Annotated in this window: 17 protein-coding genes and 1 tRNA gene; 12 read left to right on the forward strand and 6 right to left on the reverse strand. The window is 65.0% G+C overall.

The genetic code is table 11. The features are described from left to right. Positions 1–110: 110 nt before the first annotated feature. Together H7F16_RS19900 and H7F16_RS19675 are read right to left on the reverse strand one after the other, a co-directional pair. A complete protein-coding gene (locus tag H7F16_RS19900; protein WP_277818379.1) occupies positions 111–239 on the reverse strand; it encodes a hypothetical protein in 129 nt (42 codons plus the stop codon). A gap of 163 nt (positions 240–402) precedes the next feature. Next, on the reverse strand, positions 403–666 hold the full coding sequence (locus H7F16_RS19675) for a rod-binding protein (RefSeq protein ID WP_422121120.1): 264 nt from the start codon (positions 664–666) through the stop codon (positions 403–405). A 105-nt stretch (positions 667–771) separates the two neighbouring features. Between H7F16_RS19675 and H7F16_RS19680 the strand changes: the two genes are divergently transcribed. From H7F16_RS19680 to H7F16_RS11310, 3 genes are read left to right on the forward strand one after another with little or no spacing between them, the layout of a single operon-like run. Continuing rightward, positions 772–2,523 (forward strand): flagellar hook-length control protein FliK, encoded by a 1,752-nt coding sequence (locus H7F16_RS19680; RefSeq protein WP_241741421.1) that lies wholly within the window; start codon positions 772–774, stop codon positions 2,521–2,523. Positions 2,524–2,534: 11 nt separating this feature from the next. Next, the gene (locus H7F16_RS11305) at positions 2,535–3,173 is read left to right on the forward strand and encodes a flagellar hook capping FlgD N-terminal domain-containing protein (RefSeq protein WP_185797710.1); all 639 of its coding nucleotides are present in this window, start codon (positions 2,535–2,537) and stop codon (positions 3,171–3,173) included. A 39-nt stretch (positions 3,174–3,212) separates the two neighbouring features. Continuing rightward, positions 3,213–4,010, forward strand: coding sequence for a phosphotransferase family protein (locus H7F16_RS11310; protein ID WP_185797711.1), 798 nt, complete (start codon positions 3,213–3,215; stop codon positions 4,008–4,010). Here the strand turns inward: H7F16_RS11310 and ubiB are convergent. Then, positions 3,998–5,527 carry a 2-polyprenylphenol 6-hydroxylase gene (ubiB, locus tag H7F16_RS11315; RefSeq protein WP_185797712.1) on the reverse strand — a complete coding sequence of 510 codons (1,530 nt, stop codon included), beginning with the start codon at positions 5,525–5,527 and terminating at the stop codon, positions 3,998–4,000. The genes H7F16_RS11310 and ubiB overlap by 13 nt on opposite strands. After that, the gene (gene ubiE / locus H7F16_RS11320) at positions 5,527–6,282 is read right to left on the reverse strand and encodes a bifunctional demethylmenaquinone methyltransferase/2-methoxy-6-polyprenyl-1,4-benzoquinol methylase UbiE (RefSeq protein WP_185797713.1); all 756 of its coding nucleotides are present in this window, start codon (positions 6,280–6,282) and stop codon (positions 5,527–5,529) included. The genes ubiB and ubiE overlap by 1 nt, the downstream gene beginning before the upstream one ends. Positions 6,283–6,381: 99 nt before the next feature. Here ubiE and mutM point away from each other — a divergent pair, with 99 nt between their 5' ends. The 9 genes from mutM (at position 6,382) to gyrB (ending at position 16,600) form a co-directional block, all read left to right on the forward strand. Continuing rightward, positions 6,382–7,281 (forward strand): bifunctional DNA-formamidopyrimidine glycosylase/DNA-(apurinic or apyrimidinic site) lyase, encoded by a 900-nt coding sequence (gene mutM / locus H7F16_RS11325; protein WP_185797714.1) that lies wholly within the window; start codon positions 6,382–6,384, stop codon positions 7,279–7,281. 62 nt (positions 7,282–7,343) lie between these two features. Continuing rightward, the gene (locus H7F16_RS11330) at positions 7,344–8,120 is read left to right on the forward strand and encodes an enoyl-CoA hydratase (protein WP_185797715.1); all 777 of its coding nucleotides are present in this window, start codon (positions 7,344–7,346) and stop codon (positions 8,118–8,120) included. 167 nt (positions 8,121–8,287) lie between these two features. Then, a complete protein-coding gene (gene rpsT, locus H7F16_RS11335; protein WP_185797716.1) occupies positions 8,288–8,569 on the forward strand; it encodes a 30S ribosomal protein S20 in 282 nt (93 codons plus the stop codon). A gap of 632 nt (positions 8,570–9,201) precedes the next feature. Continuing rightward, complete coding sequence (dnaA, locus tag H7F16_RS11340) at positions 9,202–10,608, forward strand: chromosomal replication initiator protein DnaA (protein ID WP_185797717.1); 1,407 nt, start codon at positions 9,202–9,204, stop codon at positions 10,606–10,608. Between the two features lie 133 nt (positions 10,609–10,741). Beyond that, positions 10,742–11,860: a DNA polymerase III subunit beta gene (gene dnaN, locus H7F16_RS11345; protein WP_185797718.1), complete on the forward strand. Its 1,119-nt coding sequence runs from the start codon at positions 10,742–10,744 to the stop codon at positions 11,858–11,860. Positions 11,861–11,928: 68 nt separating this feature from the next. Next, positions 11,929–13,023 (forward strand): DNA replication/repair protein RecF, encoded by a 1,095-nt coding sequence (gene recF, locus H7F16_RS11350; protein ID WP_185797719.1) that lies wholly within the window; start codon positions 11,929–11,931, stop codon positions 13,021–13,023. Further along, positions 13,020–13,448: a VOC family protein gene (locus tag H7F16_RS11355; RefSeq protein WP_185797720.1), complete on the forward strand. Its 429-nt coding sequence runs from the start codon at positions 13,020–13,022 to the stop codon at positions 13,446–13,448. Before recF ends, H7F16_RS11355 begins: the two co-directional genes overlap by 4 nt. Then, positions 13,449–14,069, forward strand: a complete 621-nt coding sequence (locus H7F16_RS11360; protein WP_185797721.1) for a LysE family translocator — start codon at positions 13,449–13,451, stop codon at positions 14,067–14,069. Positions 14,070–14,149: 80 nt separating this feature from the next. After that, entirely contained in the window at positions 14,150–16,600 is a 2,451-nt protein-coding gene (gyrB, locus tag H7F16_RS11365) for a DNA topoisomerase (ATP-hydrolyzing) subunit B (RefSeq protein ID WP_185797722.1), read from the forward strand. 51 nt (positions 16,601–16,651) lie between these two features. Here the strand turns inward: gyrB and H7F16_RS11370 are convergent, their stop codons facing one another. Beyond that, entirely contained in the window at positions 16,652–16,891 is a 240-nt protein-coding gene (locus tag H7F16_RS11370) for a hypothetical protein (RefSeq protein ID WP_185797723.1), read from the reverse strand. Positions 16,892–16,975: 84 nt separating this feature from the next. Continuing rightward, positions 16,976–17,051, reverse strand: a tRNA-Arg gene (locus tag H7F16_RS11375). Between the last annotated feature and the right edge of the window lie 181 nt (positions 17,052–17,232).

The raw sequence follows: 17,232 nt of genomic DNA on the forward strand, positions 1-17,232 counted from the left end.
CTGGCCGGTGCGGTCTGTGCCGCGCCATCCCGTCGGGGATGCAGGGACCAGTCAAATCCAAGGGTGCTAAGTCTTTGCTAACGGCGCGGGCAGAGTAGGGACAATCCGATTCAAATCCGCTTTGATCCGGCAACAGGCGCGCTGCGGTCGATGCGTCGGCCCGTGCCGTCATAGGTGGTCAGGCTGCGGCCCGAGCGCAGGTCGGACAGGCGGCGCGAGGCGGCGCGCAGGCCAGCCATGGCAGCTTGCAAAAGCTGCGCGTTCTCGCGTGCGATGCACGCGGCACGGCGCAGGGTTGCGGGGTCTGGCCCGGGTAAAACAGTGTCTAACATGGCTGAAATTGCCGATATCCGCGCAAATTCCCCTTGGCGAAGGGCGGTACGAAGATCGTCAAGTAGCTGGTCAACCGGCTGCATCCTTGCCCCCCATCGCGCGAAACAGTGCTTCTGTCAGGCCGATGCCGCCCGCGCGGACCATTGCCTTTGCCTGCGCCTCGCGCAGGAACGAGGCGAATTGTTCTTCGCCGATGCCGCCTGTGAATGCGCCCTGCTGCGGACCAAGCCCCGCATGGCCCAGCATTTCGGCAAGGAACGCGGTTTCGAGGTCTTGTGCCTTGGCGCGCAGCGATGACGCGGGCGGGGTGACAGAGGAGAGGGGCGGGATCACGGGCAGGCTCCATTCTGGACTGCGAGGCAGAATGCCGGCCGCGGGTAAAGAATTCGGTAACGGATGGCGGCGATGCTGGCGGGGTGCGGCAGAAGGTCGGTGCGGATGATTCCCTTGGTGCTTGGTTCGGTGACGATGCGGGGCGAAACAGTCTCTGACATTGCGCAAACGGGTGATCTTGTGGCGTGCTTCGCTGTCGAGGGCGTGCCGGAAGCGGGCGGCTTTGCCCTGCCGGATGTGGCCGTTCCGGTGGCGGACCCTGCCGCTATGGCCAGCGCTGCGGTTGCCCTGCCCCCTGTGGCGGTGCCGCAGGCCGGCGCGATGTTCTGGCAGACAACGGGGCAGGAAGATGCGGGCGTGCCGCTTCCGGTCGCAGGGGATGCGCCGAAGGAAACCGACCTGCATGACAAGGATGCGGGGCCGCCCGCCCCATTCCTGCCGCCCTTGGCCGTGCTGCCTGTGGCTGTGCCATTGCCCTTGGCAGGCAGGGCGCCTGTGGTGGCAAAGGAAACCGCGCCCCCGCCCGATGGTGCGGCGGCGGCATCGGGGGCGGTTTTTCATGCGCGGGACAGCATATCGCAAGGTCGGGATGATCTGCCCGATGCGGACAGGGTGGCGGTCGCTGCACCCTTGCCGCCCGTTCTGTCAGGCGGGGCTGTGGCGGTCTTGCCTGTCATGCGGGCGGCGGTAGTTGACGGGGCGGCACAATCTGCCGGACAGGTGGGTGAAGTCCGCCCGGGCGCAGAGGCAGAGAGGGTAGGCCCCTTGCCCGTCGCGGCGAAAGGCGCGCCCGATGGCGGGCGCGAGGGGGTGGCGGAACGGGCATCATTCCCCCCCGCGGTTGCCACGCCGCAAGCGGGGGGGCGGGACGCTGCACCCCGACAGCCCGCAAAACCGCCCTTGGGGCCGTCAGATCGGGGCGATATGCCGGCTTTGGCCGCTTTGCCTGCGGTAGAAGGGTCTGCCCCGCCCGCGCGGGCCGTGCCTTTGGCTTTTCCCGAAGGCGTGGCAGGACCGCAAGCCCAAGTGCCTGTTGCGGGGCGGGCGGTCATCGGGCTGCCGCCTGCCGTTTCCGAGGTGCCGCACCATGCGGCGGCGGATAGGTCGGGCGATTTGGCCCCGACGCCTGCCATCGTGGTGCCCGATGCAAAGGGGGCGCCGCCCTTGGCCGCGCCCGAGCCGGAAAGCGTGGTAAAGGAAAGGCCGACGAAGGCGGATGTTCCGCCGCAGCCTGACGATATGGCCGCCAGCCTTTCGACGGCCAAGGATGCGCCCCTGCCGCCCGAACGGATCGACGCGCGGGGCGCTGGGCCGGGAATCGAAGAAGGTGCCCGCCCGTCCTTCGGGTCGCCTGCCGAAAGCGCGGCCGTTGAAGCCGCGCAACCGGCCAGCGGCTTTGCCCCCTTGCAAGGCGGTGCCGACCCCGCCGCGCCCTTGGCCGAAGGGCCTGTCGCGCACAGACCCGCCCCGATCCGGCACGAATTGCCGCCGGGCGTTCCTGCGGCGCTTGTGCAGCAGGCACAAACGGGGACCGAGGGGCCTGTGACTGTCATGCTTAGCCCCGAAGACCTTGGCCCCCTGCGGTTCGAGATGCAGGGGCGCGGCGATGCGATCCATGTGGCGCTGGTGGTCGAACGGCCCGAGACGCTGGACCTGCTGCGCAGACATTCCGACCAGTTGGTGGCCGAGTTCCGTCAGGCGGGCTTTGCCGGAGCGTCGTTTTCCTTTTCCGGCACGGGTGGCCAGGAGCGCGGGGTTCCGCACCCCCGTCACTATCGCGCTGCAGAGAGCGACGGTGAAATCGTGACGGTGAAACCGCGCAGACCGGCCCGCGACGGGCTGGATTTGCGCCTGTGAAGGAGGTGGCGATGGAGATTGCACAGGTTACGACAAAGCCCACGCAGACCACGAAACCCGCGATCAGTGCGGATTTCGATACGTTCCTGAAGATGCTGACCGTGCAGATGACGAATCAGGATCCGATGAACCCGATCGAGGGCGCCGATTACGCGGTGCAGCTGGCGACCTTTTCGGGGGTCGAGCAGCAGGTCAAGACGAACCAGTTGCTTGCCGATCTGGCCGCGCAGTCGAGCCTTGCGAATATGGCGCAGCTTGCCGGATGGGTGGGGCAAGAGGCGCGGTCCGCCGCGCCCGTGTGGTTCGAGGGGTCTCCCGTGACGATATCGCCCAAACCGGCGACAACGGCCGATGGCGCGACGCTGGTGGTCACGGACGCATCGGGCAAGGTCGTCTCGCGCGAGGAGGTGCCCGTCAACGCCACGTCCTATGCGTGGTATGGGGCCGATGCGGCGGGTGATCCGCTGCCGCCGGGGAAATACACGCTGAAGCTGGAAAGCCGCGCGGCGGGGGCTGTGCTGCGGACCGATCCGGTGGAAAGCTACGCGCCGATCACCGAAGCGCGGCGCGGGCCGGACGGGGTGGAACTGATCCTGCGCGGGGGAATCGCCGTGAAGGCGACCGATGTGACAGCACTTCGCGCGCCCTGACCCTTTGAAAGCGGGCGCAAAGCGGGTAAGCGCAGGACGATGGAACAGGCGCCCTATACCGCAAAGGCCGCGATATGGCGGCTGGACCCCGCATTGAAGGGCGTCTGCTGGCTGCCCTTGGCAGGGGGGCGCACGAACCGGCTTTGGCGGATCGGGGGGTTTACGGTCAAGAAGTATCAAGCCGATGCGGCCTCGCCCCTGTTTCCCAACGATGCGGCGGCCGAGGCGCGGGCGCTGGAACTGTTCGCACCGCTTGGCATCGCGCCGCGCCTGCGGGCGGCGGGGGCCGATTGGCTGGTATACGACCATGCCGAAGGGGCCGTCTGGAGCGGTGATCCCGCCCCCGTGGCGCGGGCGCTGCATGTCTTGCACGGCGCGCGCGTGGGCGGGGGCGTCTTTCGCAGCGCGCCGAACGGCAGCGCCGCCGTTCTGGCCCATGCGCGGGCGATACATGCCCTGCCCGATGCGCCGGATGACCCCGGCCTCGGGCCTGTGGCGGCTATGCCGATCCACGCCGATGCGGTTTCGGGGAATGTGCTTGCCACACCGCAAGGGCCGCTGCTGATCGACTGGCAATGCCCCGCGCTTGGCGATCCGGCCGAGGACCTTTGCACCTTTGTTTCGCCTGCCATGACCTGGCTTTACAGCGGCAGGGTCCTGTCAGCGGCCGAGGTGGAAGGCTTCCTTGCCAGCTACCCCGACCCCGCCGTCGTGGCGCGCGCGCGGGCGATGATGCCGGTCTATCGCCACCGCATCGCAGCGCATTGCGCCTGGAAGGCGGCGCGGGGCGATGCGGATTACGAAGACGCGCTGAGGATCGAGCTTCAGAGCAGGTGACCGAGGCCGACGCCCGCCGCAAAGATCACCACGGCCAGAGGAATGAGATACCAGCGCGAACGGCGGCGCGGCGGCACCAGCGGACGCGAGGGTTCCGCCTGCGCGATCAAGGCGGCCTCGACCAGACGCGGCAGTTTCGGGCCGAAGCGCGACAGGACGCGCGCGGTCTGCGCCAGATCGCGCAGCAGGGCGGCGGGACCGACGTTCTTGGCCACGTAGCTTTCCACCACGGGGCGGGCGACCTGCCAGATGTTGATATGCGGATCAAGCGAGCGGGCCACCCCCTCGACCACGACCATCGTGCGTTGCAGCAGGATCAGCTCGGTCCGTGTCTGCATGCCGAAGCGTTCGGTCACGTCGAAAAGATAGGCCAGAAGCCGCGCCATCGAGATGCGGCTGGCGTCCATGCCGAAGATCGGCTCGCCCACAGCGCGCAGGGCGCGGGCGAATTCGTCGATGTCGCGGTCGGCGGGGACGTAACCGGCTTCGAAATGCACCTCGGCCACGCGGCGGTAGTCCTTGCGGATGAAACCCATCAGGATTTCGGCGTAGACGCGGCGGGTGTATTCGTCGATGCGCCCCATGATCCCGAAATCATAGGCGATGATCGCGCCATCGGCCCCGACCTTGAGGTTGCCTTGGTGCATGTCGGCGTGGAAATACCCGTCGCGCAGGGCATGGCTGAGGAACAGGTGCAGCACGCGCGCGGCAAGCACCTTGCGGTCAAGCCCGGCCGCGTCGATGGCGGCGTTGTCGTTCATGCCGAAGCCTTCGGCCCAGCCCAGCGTCATCACCGTCTTGCCCGACAGGAACCAGATGGGTTTCGGAACGCGGAAGCCTTCGTCCTTTTCGGTGTTCGCGGCGAATTCGGCGGCGGCCGAGGATTCAAGCCGCAGGTCGAGTTCGCCCATCACCACGCCTTCGAAATGGGCGATCACCTCCATCGGGCGCAGGCGGCGCGCGGCGGGGGCGACGATTTCGATGGTGCGGGCGATCAGGTAGAACGCGTCGATATCGGTGCGGAAGGCGCGTTCGATGTTGGGGCGAAGCACCTTGACCGCAACCTCTTCGCCGGTTTCGGCGATCCGCGCGCGGTGGACCTGTGCGATCGAGGCCGCCGCGACCGGTTCGGAGAATTCGGAAAACACCTGATCGACCGGCACTTCCAGTTCCGCCGCGATCATCGCCTTGGCGATTTCGGTCGGAAAGGGGGGCAGTTTGTCTTGCAGGTATTTCAGCTGCACGGCCAGTTCCTCGCCCACGATATCGGGGCGGGTCGAAAGGATCTGGCCGAACTTGATATAGGCCGGGCCAAGCGCCGTCAGCGCCCGCGTTGCGGGCGGAAGCGTCGGGTCACCCTTGAGGCCGAGCCATTTGAACGGCCAGCCGAGGAGATGCGCCAGAATGCGCAGGCGGGGCGGCGCGCGGAAGGCTTCCAGCACCACCTCCATCGCGCCGGTGCGTTCCAGCGTGGCGCCGGTGCGGATGAGACGCCAGATATTGTGCGGACCGCGCATCAGAGCTTCCAGCCGGAATGGAGGGCTGCGACACCCATCGTCAGATTGCGGTATTTGACGTTGCCGAAGCCCGCCTGCCGGATCATTCCGGCAAAGGTTTCCTGATCGGGAAACTTGCGGATGGATTCGACGAGGTATTGGTAGCTGTCGCGGTCATTCGCCACGATCTGGCCCATGACGGGAATGACGTTGAAGGAATAAAGGTCATAGGCCTTTTGCATCATCGCATTGGGGATATGGCTGAATTCCAGCACCATCAGGCGCCCGCCCGGTTTCAGCACGCGATAGGCCTCGCGCAGGGCATCGGGGATGCGGGTCACGTTCCGGATGCCGAAGCTGATCGTATAGACATCAAAGCTGTTCGCGGGCAGCGGCAGCGCCATCGCATCGCCCACGACCCAATCGAGGCGTTCGGCCTGACGTTCCGCCTCGGCCCGTTTGCGGCCTTCGACCAGCATGGATTCGGTCATGTCGAGGACGACCGCGCTGGACCCCGGCGCGCGTTTGAGGAAGCGGAAGGCCACGTCGCCCGTGCCGCCCGCCACATCGAGCAAGCGCTGTCCGGGGCGCGGGGCAAGCCAGTCCATCATCGCATCTTTCCACAGGCGGTGGACGCCGCCCGACATCAGGTCGTTCATGATGTCGTAGCGGCTGGCGACGCGGGTAAAGACTCCATGCACCATTCCGGCCTTTTCGCCTTCGGCCACGGTCTGGAAACCGAAGTGGGTTGTGCCCTTGGTGCTGTCGTCGCTCATCTGCTCTTGCCGTTCCTTGCTTCGCCCCTTCCTTATAGGGCGGTAACCCGTCGCTGCAATGCGCCCCAATGTCCAAAGCCCCGATGACTGTAGGATGCCATGCCTGAACTGCCAGAGGTCGAAACCGTGCGTCGCGGGCTTGTTCCGGTGATGGAGGGGCGGGTGATCGAACGCGCGCAGGTGAACCGCGCCGATCTGCGCTGGCCCTTTCCGGAACGGATGGCAGACCGGCTGACCGGCGCGCGGGTGCTGGCCCTGCGGCGGCGGTCGAAATACATTCTGGCCGATCTGTCGACGGGCGAAACGCTGCTGGTGCATCTGGGGATGTCGGGGCGGATGCTGATTTCCCCGCCCCCCGTTTCCCTGCCCCCTGATGCAAGCGAGCGGGACGAGCAGCGCGAAACCCTTGGCGAATGGCATCACCACCACCCCGCGCCGGAAAAGCATGACCATGTGGTCTTTGACATGGAGGGCGGGGCGCGGGTGACGTTCAACGACGCGCGGCGCTTCGGGGCGATGGACCTGATGCCGACCGAAGGGGCCGAGGCGCATATGCTGCTGGCCGGTCTGGGGCCGGAACCTTTGGGCAACGGGTTCGACGAAAGCTATCTGGTCGAAAGGCTGAAGGGAAAGAACACGCCGGTCAAATCGGCGCTGCTCGACCAGCGGCTGATCGCGGGGCTTGGCAATATCTATGTCTGCGAAACGCTGTACCGCGCGCGCATCCACCCCGCGACCAAGGCAGGGGCGTTGAAGCGGGCGCAGGTGGCGGGGCTGGTGCCGATCATCCGCGACGTGCTGGCCGAGGCGATCACGGCGGGCGGATCCTCGCTGCGCGATTATCGGCAGGCGGATGGCGAGCTTGGCTATTTCCAGCACAGTTTTCAGGTCTACGGGCGCGAAGGCGCGCCATGCCTGACAGCGGGGTGCGGGTCGGTCATCGCGCGGATCGTGCAGTCGGGTCGGTCGTCCTTCTATTGCCCGACCTGCCAGAGGTGACTTGCCAAAGGGCGGGTTGCTGCTAGGACATGGCGCAGTCAGCACATGGCGGGAGAGAGCGCATGGCCTATGAGACCGTGATCGTCGAGGTGGAAGACTATATTGCCACGATCCGCCTGAACCGCCCCGATGCGCTGAACGCGCTGAACACCAAACTGATGCAAGAGCTTTCCGCCGCCCTTGCCGCCGCCGATGCCAACGAACGGGTGCGCTGCATCATCGTCACGGGGTCGGAAAAGGCCTTTGCCGCCGGTGCCGACGTGCGCGAGATGGCGACCAAGGGTTTCACCGATGTGTTCTTTGACGATCTTTTCGGCCCCGAGGCCGAGGCGATTGCACGGGTGCGCAAACCGGTCATCGCCGCCGTGTCGGGCTATTGTCTGGGCGGGGGATGCGAACTGGCGATGATGTGCGATTTCATCATCGCCTCGGACACCGCCAAATTCGGGCAACCCGAGATCAACCTTGGCATCTGCGCGGGCATGGGCGGCACGCAGCGCCTGACCCGCGCAGTGGGCAAGGCCAAGGCGATGGACATGAACCTGACAGGCCGCTTCATGGAAGCCGCCGAGGCCGAGCGGGCGGGGCTGGTAAGCCGCGTGGTTCCGGTCAAGGACCTGATGGCCGAAGCCACCAAGGCCGCGACCAAGATCGCGCAGAAGTCGATGCTTGCCGCGATGGCGATCAAGGAAACGGTCAACCGCGCGCAGGAAGCCAGCCTGCGCGAAGGCTTGCTGTTCGAGCGGCGCGTCTTTCACGCGCTCTTTGCAACGGAAGACCAGAAAGAGGGCATGGCCGCCTTCCTTGAAAAGCGCGAGCCGCAGTTCCGCGACCGCTAAGGGCGCTTTGGCCTTATTTTCCTGTTTCCTTTCGCTGCCAATTGTCCTAAAGGCCACGGCACATGCGCGTGGGCCCGCTTAGGCAAGATGATTCCCGTCTTTTCAGACGGGGCCTTTGGGTTTTCGTGCGACCAGATTGTAACGACAGACCCTAGGAAAAAAGCCAGATGGCAAATACCGCCCAGTCCAAAAAGCGCGCCCGTCAGTCCGAAACGCGCTACGCGATCAACAAAGTCCGCCGCTCGCGCATCCGCACCTTCCTGCGCAAGGTCGAAGAGGCGCTTGCTTCGGGTGATGCGTCGGTTGCGGCCGAAGCCCTGAAGAACGCCCAGCCGGAACTGCAGCGCGGCGTCTCGAAAGGCGTCCTGCATGCCAACACCGTGTCGCGCAAGATCTCGCGTCTGGCCCACCGCGTGAAGGTTCTGGCGACCGGCACCCCGGCAGCCTGAACCGGGTTTATCGATAGAATCGGGGGCGCATTCCGCAGGGAGTGCGCCCTTTTCTTTTTGCCGCAGGATGCGGTTTCGGCGTCTTGTGCCACATTTTTGCACCGCTCGGGCGCGGTCCGGCCAAGGGCGGCGTGGCGCTTTTGCACGGGGGTCCGGATTCGGTTGCAGCAAGTTTCTGTCAAGCGCGAAGTTCGGTTGCAGACGCGTTCACGGGCTTGTTAGCTTGACCCTGCGATTCACTTCGTCTTGGGGGACATGACGGGATCGCAGACTGGAACGACCGGGTCGGCTGTGCTGCCAAGCTTTGACCAGCCCGCGAAATAACAGTTTGCGATCAGTAAGTTATGATGTCTGCAGCGCCTTGCAGAACACATGGCTGTGCCTGACGGGATTGGCTTGGGGCCGATTCCCTTCGGGTCTGGAATGTCCGGCTTCGGTGCCGGATAGCGGCGCGCCGTGTTTGCCATGGGGGATGGCAGACGGGGCGCACGGTGTCCGATCTGTTGTCTAGTGCGGGATATCCCCCGCTGCCCGATCCGGAGCGTTTTGGGGTGTGTGAGCGGTGCAAACAACAAAAGGGCGCAGGGGATAACCCCGTTTTAAAAGCGCTTCATCCGGACGGGTCAGAAACGATGACAAACGAGACTTGGGGATTGGTTCGTGAAGAACTGATCAAAAGGGTTGGACGCAATAACTATGTCACATGGATCGAGCCGCTTCGACTTTCCGACCTGAACGGGGGGGTGGCCCGTTTCGAGGTGCCGACGACGTTCTTCGGGGATTGGGTCTCGCGCAATTTCGCCGACCATATCCGGGCGCAGTTGAACACGTCGGGCGTGTCGGTTGATCGGGTGGAATTCGCGGTGGGCCAGTCGGCCCGCGGGCAAAAGGGGCAGGGCCGTGCCGCCGCCCCCGCAGCACCGGTCGCAGCAGCGGTTTCGGCCGCAAAGCCCGCCACGGCCCGGGCGACCGCCAAGCCGCGCGCGGAAACCGAAGAGATGCCGGGTGCGCCGCTTGATTCGCGCTTTACCTTTGACAGCTTCGTCGTCGGCAAACCGAACGAGCTGGCCCATGCCGCCGCCCGCCGCGTGGCCGAAGGCGGGCCGGTCACCTTCAACCCGCTGTTCCTTTATGGCGGCGTGGGCCTTGGCAAGACGCACCTGATGCATGCCATCGCGCATGAATTGCAGACCCGCCAGCCGCATCTGCGGGTGCTTTACCTCTCGGCGGAGCAGTTCATGTATCGTTTCGTGCAAGCCCTGCGCGAGCGTCAGGTCATGGATTTCAAGGAAATCTTCCGTTCGGTCGATGTGCTGATGGTCGATGACGTGCAATTCATCGCCGGCAAGGATTCGACGCAGGAAGAATTCTTCCACACGTTCAACGCGCTGGTGGACCAGAACAAGCAGATCGTGATTTCGGCAGACCGCGCGCCGGGCGAGATCAAGGACCTTGAAGACCGGATCAAATCGCGCCTGCAATGCGGGCTGGTCGTGGACCTGCACCCCACCGATTACGAACTGCGTCTAGGCATCCTGCAACAGAAGGTCGAGCTTTACCGCCAGCAATACAGCGGGCTGGTGATTGCGGACGGGGTGCTGGAATTCCTTGCCCATCGCATCACCACCAACGTCCGCGTTCTCGAAGGGGCGCTGACGCGGCTTTTCGCCTTTGCCTCGCTGGTCGGACGCGAGATCTCGCTTGAACTGGCGCAGGACTGTCTGGCCGATATCCTGCGGGCTTCGGATCGCAAGCTGACGATCGAGGAAATCCAGCGCAAGGTTGCCGAGCATTACAACATCCGCCTGTCGGACATGATCGGCCCGAAGCGGGTGCGCAACATCGCGCGGCCGCGGCAGATCGCCATGTATCTGGCCAAGCAACTGACCCCGCGCAGCCTGCCGGAAATCGGGCGGCGCTTTGGCGGACGCGATCACACCACCATCATGCACGGGGTGCGCAAGATCGAAGAGCTGATGGCGACAGACAGCCAGATGTCGGACGATCTTCAGATGTTGCGGCGCCAGCTTCAGGGCTGAAACGGGCCAAAGGCGCGGGGTTGTTGCAAAACACTCGCGCCTTGGCGTGAAACTTCGTCAAAACTCTTGTGAAGCCGCTGAAAACGGCTAGTTTTGCCTTCCCCGAACGGGGCAAGAGCATGGGGTGGTTTGCATGAAACTCTCGATCGAACGCGGCACGCTTCTGAAGGCGTTGGCTCAGGCGCAATCCGTTGTCGAGAGGCGCAATACCATTCCGATCCTTGCCAACGTGCTGATCGAGGCCGAGGGCAATCAGGTCAGCTTGCGGGCGACCGATCTGGATATCGAGGTGGTGGACCGCGCGCCTGCGATGGTGGAACGCGCGGGGGCGACGACGGTGTCGGCGGTGATGCTGCATGAAATCGTGCGCAAACTGCCCGATGGCGCGCTGGTGAACCTGACCGAGGATGGCGCCACGGGGCGGTTGACGATCACGGCGGGGCGGTCGACCTTTAGCCTTGCCACGCTGCCCAAGGAAGATTTTCCGGTCATGGCGACGTCGGAATACGCCACGAATTTCTCGGCCCCCGCGCCGGTGCTGCGGCGGCTGTTCGACAAGGCGAAATTTGCCATCTCGACCGAAGAGACGCGCTATTACCTGAATGGCGTCTATATGCACACCTCGACCGCCGAAAGCGGCCCCGTGCTGCGCTGCGTGGCGACCGACGGTCACCGTCTGGCGCGGATCGACGCACCGTTGCCGGACGGGGCGCAGGCCATGCCCGGCGTGATCGTGCCGCGCAAGACGGTGGGCGAATTGCGCAAGCTGCTGGATGACGATGACGCGACGATTGCCGTGTCGGTGTCGGAAACCAAGGTGCGCTTTGCCACGCCGGCGATCACGCTGACCTCGAAGGTCATCGACGGAACCTTCCCCGATTACACCCGCGTCATTCCCACGGGCAACACGCGGCGTCTGGAAGTGGATGCGAGCGAATTCGCCAAGGCGGTTGATCGCGTGGCGACCGTGTCCTCGGAACGCTCGCGCGCGGTGAAGCTGTCGCTCGACGAGGACCGTCTGGTCCTGTCGGTCAATGCGCCCGACAGTGGCGCGGCCGAGGAAGAGCTTGCCGTGGCCTATGCCGACGAACGGCTCGAGATCGGGTTCAACGCGAAATACCTGCTGGAAATCGCCAGCCAGGTTGACCGCGAGAACGCGGTGTTCCTGTTCAACTCGTCGGGCGATCCGACCCTGATGCGCGAAGGCAATGACCTGAGCGCGGTCTATGTCGTCATGCCGATGCGCGTTTGACGCGTCGCAGCGGGGGGCTTGCCCCCCGCGCCCCCGAGGATGTTTCAAGACAGAAGATGGAGGCGAAGGTGCGGGGCTTGATGATTTCGGGCCTGACGCTTTCGCATTTCCGCAGCCATCGGGCGGGGCGGTTCGTCTGGGACGGGCGGCCCGTGGCGATTTCGGGGGCGAACGGGGCGGGAAAGACCAATATCCTTGAAGCCGTGTCGCTGCTGTCGCCGGGGCGCGGTTTGCGGCGGGCCGGGGCCGAGGAACTGGCGCGGCGGCCCGAGGCGCTGGGCTGGAAGATCAGGGCCGAGGTGCAGGGGATCGGCGGGCTCCACGAGCTTGAGACCTTTGCCGAAGGGGCCGAGGCGCGGGTGGTGCGGATCGACGGCAAGGCCGCGCCGCAGGTGGCGCTGGGGCGTATCTTGCGGGTGCTGTGGCTGGTGCCGGCGATGGACCGGCTGTGGATCGAGGCGGCCGAGGGGCGGCGGCGGTTTCTCGACCGGATGGTGCTGAGCTTCTTTCCAGACCATGCGGACGCGGTGCTTGCCTATGACAAGGCGATGCGCGACCGGAACAGGCTGCTCAAGGACATGGTCGGCGATGCGCATTGGTATGCGGCGCTCGAGGGGCAGATGGCCACCAGCGGCGCGCAGATGACGGCCAACCGCAGGGCTGCCCTTGCGCTGATCGCGGCGGCGCAAGAGGGGGCCGAGACGGCCTTTCCAAGCGCCGGGCTGGCACTGACAGGCCCCGAGGGCGAGGCCGAGCCGGAAGACCTTGGCGCGGCACTGGCCGAGGGGCGTCGGCGCGACATGGCGGCGGGGCGCACGCTGGTCGGCCCGCATCGGGCGGATTTGCAGGCGGTCTATACCGCCAAGGGCGTGGCGGCGGCGCAATGTTCGACCGGAGAGCAAAAGGCGCTGCTCATCAGCCTGATCCTGTCCAATGCGCGGGCCTTGGCGGCCGAGATCGGGGCCGCGCCGATCCTGCTGCTTGACGAGGTGGCCGCGCATCTGGACCAGTCGCGGCGGGCGGCGCTTTATGACGAGATCTGCGCCTTGGGGGCGCAGGCGATCATGACAGGAACGGAACCCGGTCTGTTCGACACATTGGGCGACAGGGCGCAGCATATAGTCGTGCAAGAGCATGGCGGGGCATCGGAGGTGCGGGCATGACGCCGCAACGGGTGACGCTGGTCACGCTGGGCGTGGCCGATCTGGCGGCGGCGCGGGCCTTTTACGCGCGGCTGGGCTGGCGCGAGCATGGCGCGACCGAGGGTGTCGCCTTTTACCAGATGAACGGAATGGCTTTGGCGCTGTTCGGGCGCGACGATCTGGCCAAGGATCAGGGGCGGGCCGGGGCCGCGCTTGGCACGGGGGCCATGACGCTGGCGCAGAACTTTCCGACCGAGGCCGCGGTGGATGCCGCCTATGCCGCTGCACTTGCGGCGGGCGGCACCGCGCTGAAGCCGCCTGCGAAAGTGTTCTGGGGTGGATACTCCGGCTATTGGGCCGACCCCGACGGTCATGTATGGGAGGTGGCGATGAACCCCTTCTGGCCATTGGCCGAGGATGGCTCGCTGACTTTGCCCGAGGCGTGAATGAACGTTACCGCATACCAGTTGTTTCTATATGCCTGCGGCATGGCGGCGCTTTGGGTCGTGCCCGGCCCTGTCTGGGTGGCGCTGACCGCGCGGGCGCTTTCGGGCGGGTTCGCGGCGGCATGGCCCTTGGCTGTCGGCGTGGCGCTGGGCGATCTGATCTGGCCGCTGGCGGCGGTGCTGGGGCTGACATGGATCGAGGGTGTCTACGGCGATTTCCTGTCGCTCTTGCGCTGGGTCGCGGCGGGGGTGTTCCTGTTCATGGGGATCATGCTGATCCGCAAGCCGGCGGCCACGCTGAACGCCGACAGCCGCCTGACACGGCCCGGAATGCTGGCGGGCTTTACCGTCGGTGTGGCGGCGGTGATCGGCAACCCCAAGGCCATCCTGTTCTACATGGGGGCGTTGCCGGGGTTCTTCGATCTGGGGCGGCTGACATGGGCCGATACGGGGGCGATCATCGCGATTTCGGCCTTTGTTCCGATGGCCGGAAACCTGTGCCTCGCGCTGTTTCTAGACCGTGCGCGGCGGGTTCTTTCCAGCCCCGAAAGCGTGCGGAAACTGAATGTCGGATCGGGTGTCCTGCTGGTCTGCGTCGGGCTGGTGATTCCCTTCCTGTGACCCAATATCTTGTGGCCCGTGCGTGACATTCCCCGCTAAGGGCGGTATAAACCCGAGACAAATTCAAGGGTCTGGAACGCATGGCTGAAGCCGCCAAGAAGGTTGCCGAATACGGCGCCGATTCCATCAAGGTTCTCAAGGGGTTGGAGGCCGTTCGCAAGCGGCCCGGCATGTATATCGGTGACACCGACGACGGGTCGGGTCTGCACCATATGGTCTACGAGGTCGTGGACAACGGCATCGACGAGGCCCTGGCCGGTCACGCCACCGCGGTGAGCGTGAAGATACACGCCGACAGCTCGGTTTCCGTGCGCGACAACGGGCGCGGGATTCCGGTGGACATCCATCAGGAAGAGGGCGTTTCGGCGGCCGAGGTCATCATGACCCAGCTGCACGCGGGCGGTAAGTTCAACAACACCGACGAGGGCGGAAATGCCTACAAGGTGTCGGGCGGTCTGCACGGCGTGGGCGTGTCGGTCGTCAACGCGCTTTCGGAATGGCTTGAGCTGACGGTCTGGCGCAACGACACCGAATACCGCGCGCGGTTCGAGCATGGCGAATGCGTCGTGCATGTCCACGAGGTCGGCCCCGCGCCCGGTATGCGCGGAACCGAGGTGCGGTTTCTGGCATCGGCCAAGTCGAACATCCCCGAGGGGACGTTCAGCAACCTCGACTACCAGTTCAAGACGCTGGAAAACCGCCTGCGCGAGTTGGCTTTCCTGAATTCCGGCGTGCGGATCATCGTCGAAGATGAACGCCCCGCCGAGCCGCTGCGGACCGAGCTGTTCTACGAAGGCGGCGTGCGCGAATATGTGAAATACCTCGACCGGTCCAAATCTTCGATCATGCCCGAGCCGATCTACATGGTGGGCGAACGCGGCGGCATCGGGGTCGAGGTCGCGATGTGGTGGAACGACAGCTACCACGAGAATGTGCTGCCCTTTACCAACAACATCCCGCAGCGCGATGGCGGCACGCATATGGCGGGCTTTCGCGGCGCGCTGACACGGACGATCAACAATTACGCGCAGTCCTCGGGCATCGCGAAAAAGGAAAAGGTCGATTTCACCGGTGACGACGCGCGCGAAGGGCTGACCTGCGTGCTGTCGGTCAAGGTGCCGGACCCGAAGTTTTCCAGCCAGACCAAGGACAAGCTGGTAAGTTCCGAAGTCCGCCCCGCGGTCGAGAACCTGGTGAACGAAAAGCTGGCGGAATGGTTCGAAGAGAACCCGGCCAACGCCAAGATCATCGTCGGCAAGATCATCGAGGCGGCGCTGGCGCGCGAGGCGGCGCGCAAGGCGCGTGACCTGACGCGGCGCAAGACGGCGCTCGATGTGGCAAGCCTGCCGGGCAAGCTGGCCGACTGTCAGGAACGCGATCCCGCGAAATCCGAGCTGTTCCTTGTCGAAGGGGATTCGGCGGGCGGATCGGCCAAGCAGGGCCGCAGCCGCGCCAATCAGGCGGTGCTGCCGTTGCGCGGCAAGATCCTGAACGTGGAGCGCGCGCGCTTCGACCGGATGCTGGGCAGCCAGGAGATCGGCACGCTCATCACCGCGATGGGCACCGGCATCGGGCGCGACGAATTCGATGTGAAGAAACTGCGCTACCACAAGATCGTCATCATGACCGACGCCGATGTCGATGGCGCGCATATCCGGACGCTTCTGCTGACCTTCTTCTTCCGGCAGATGCCCGAAATCATCGAAGGCGGCTATCTCTACATCGCGCAGCCGCCGCTTTACAAAGTCGCGCGCGGCAAGTCCGAGGTTTACCTCAAGGATCAGGCCGCGCTTGAAGATTATCTGGTCGAGATGGGCATCGAAGGCGCGGTGCTGCGGTTGAGCGACGGCCAAGAGATCGCCGGAAACGACCTTGCCCGCGTTCTGGAAGGCGCGCGCCAGTTCCGCCGCGTGCTCGATGCCTTTCCGACGCATTACCCCAAGAACATCCTTGAACAGGCCGCGATTGCCGGCGCGTTCGAGACGGGCCGCGCCGATGTCGATTTGCAGGCGGTGGCCGATCTGGTGGCCAAACGGCTTGATCAGGTCGCGGCCGAATATGAAAAGGGCTGGGTGGGCCGGATCACGCAGGATCACGGCATCCGCCTGAGCCGCGTTCTGCGCGGGGTCGAGGAATTGCGCACGCTGGACGGCGCGGTCCTGCGCTCGGGCGAGGCGCGGCGTTTGTCGACGGTCGCCAGCCAGCAGCGCGAATATTACCGCGATCCCGGCAGGCTGGTGCGCAAGGACCGCGAGCAGACGATCTACGGCCCCATGGACCTGCTGCGCGCCATTCTGGCCGAGGGTGAGAAAGGCCTGTCCTTGCAGCGCTACAAGGGCTTGGGCGAGATGAACCCCGAGCAGCTTTGGGAAACCACGCTCGACCCCGATGCCCGCACCCTGTTGCAGGTCAAGATCGACGATATGGCCGAAGCCGACGACATCTTTACCAAGCTGATGGGTGACGTGGTCGAACCGCGGCGCGAGTTCATCCAGCAGAACGCGCTGAATGTCGAAAACCTCGACTTCTGAATGACAAAGGGGCAGGCGATGCCTGCCCCCCGTGACCCTGCTCGACAGGACTCAGTTTTTCGCGCCAAGGTTCTGGTAGATGGAGGTCACATTCTCTGTGGCGGCCATCGCTTCGGGCGACAGCGAGCCGAGGATCATCGCATTCACGGCGACAAAGGCGATCGCGGCAAGGATCCGCGCATTGCGCGCGATGTTGCTGCTTTCGACGCTGCGGCCGATAAGGCCCATGCGTTCGGCCGCATAAGCATTGCGCGGCGTGTCGTCAGAGACAATGCTTCTCGAGAGGCTCATCTGGTTCCCCGGAATCGGTTAACCCTTATGAAGCGAGGGAATTGCGGAAATTGCAGGCCAGAGTTGTGGCGAAACTGTGGCAGGTGGCGACCCCGGCAGGACTTGAACCTGCAACCTTCCCCTTAGGAGGGGGACGCTCTATCCGTTGAGCTACGGGGCCACGACGCCCTTAATGCTGCGAAACCGCGCGTTCTGCAACCGTCTGTCGGGGCAAGTGAGGGGAAGATAGGGGGAGTGAATTTGGCCCACCACTCCCCCCGTGGTCCGTTGCGTCTGGGTTGAGAGCTTGCAGGACGCGCAGGATACCGTCAGCCATACGGCTGTTAGCGGTAACATAGCGC

The organism is Paragemmobacter straminiformis (genome assembly GCF_014243445.1).
Taxonomy (GTDB): domain Bacteria; phylum Pseudomonadota; class Alphaproteobacteria; order Rhodobacterales; family Rhodobacteraceae; genus Paragemmobacter; species Paragemmobacter straminiformis.

Excerpts from the sequence above, each read along its gene's own strand:
- H7F16_RS19900 (WP_277818379.1), bottom strand. The coding sequence starts at position 239 with ATGGCTGGCCTGCGCGCCGCCTCGCGCCGCCTGTCCGACCTGCGCTCG.
- H7F16_RS19680 (WP_241741421.1), top strand. The coding sequence starts at position 772 with ATGATTCCCTTGGTGCTTGGTTCGGTGACGATGCGGGGCGAAACAGTC.
- H7F16_RS11305 (WP_185797710.1), top strand. The coding sequence starts at position 2,535 with ATGGAGATTGCACAGGTTACGACAAAGCCCACGCAGACCACGAAACCC.
- H7F16_RS11310 (WP_185797711.1), top strand. The coding sequence starts at position 3,213 with ATGGAACAGGCGCCCTATACCGCAAAGGCCGCGATATGGCGGCTGGAC.
- ubiB (WP_185797712.1), bottom strand. The coding sequence starts at position 5,527 with ATGCGCGGTCCGCACAATATCTGGCGTCTCATCCGCACCGGCGCCACG.
- ubiE (WP_185797713.1), bottom strand. The coding sequence starts at position 6,282 with ATGAGCGACGACAGCACCAAGGGCACAACCCACTTCGGTTTCCAGACC.
- mutM (WP_185797714.1), top strand. The coding sequence starts at position 6,382 with ATGCCTGAACTGCCAGAGGTCGAAACCGTGCGTCGCGGGCTTGTTCCG.
- H7F16_RS11330 (WP_185797715.1), top strand. The coding sequence starts at position 7,344 with ATGGCCTATGAGACCGTGATCGTCGAGGTGGAAGACTATATTGCCACG.
- rpsT (WP_185797716.1), top strand. The coding sequence starts at position 8,288 with ATGGCAAATACCGCCCAGTCCAAAAAGCGCGCCCGTCAGTCCGAAACG.
- dnaA (WP_185797717.1), top strand. The coding sequence starts at position 9,202 with ATGACAAACGAGACTTGGGGATTGGTTCGTGAAGAACTGATCAAAAGG.
- dnaN (WP_185797718.1), top strand. The coding sequence starts at position 10,742 with ATGAAACTCTCGATCGAACGCGGCACGCTTCTGAAGGCGTTGGCTCAG.
- H7F16_RS11355 (WP_185797720.1), top strand. The coding sequence starts at position 13,020 with ATGACGCCGCAACGGGTGACGCTGGTCACGCTGGGCGTGGCCGATCTG.
- H7F16_RS11360 (WP_185797721.1), top strand. The coding sequence starts at position 13,449 with ATGAACGTTACCGCATACCAGTTGTTTCTATATGCCTGCGGCATGGCG.
- gyrB (WP_185797722.1), top strand. The coding sequence starts at position 14,150 with ATGGCTGAAGCCGCCAAGAAGGTTGCCGAATACGGCGCCGATTCCATC.
- H7F16_RS11370 (WP_185797723.1), bottom strand. The coding sequence starts at position 16,891 with ATGAGCCTCTCGAGAAGCATTGTCTCTGACGACACGCCGCGCAATGCT.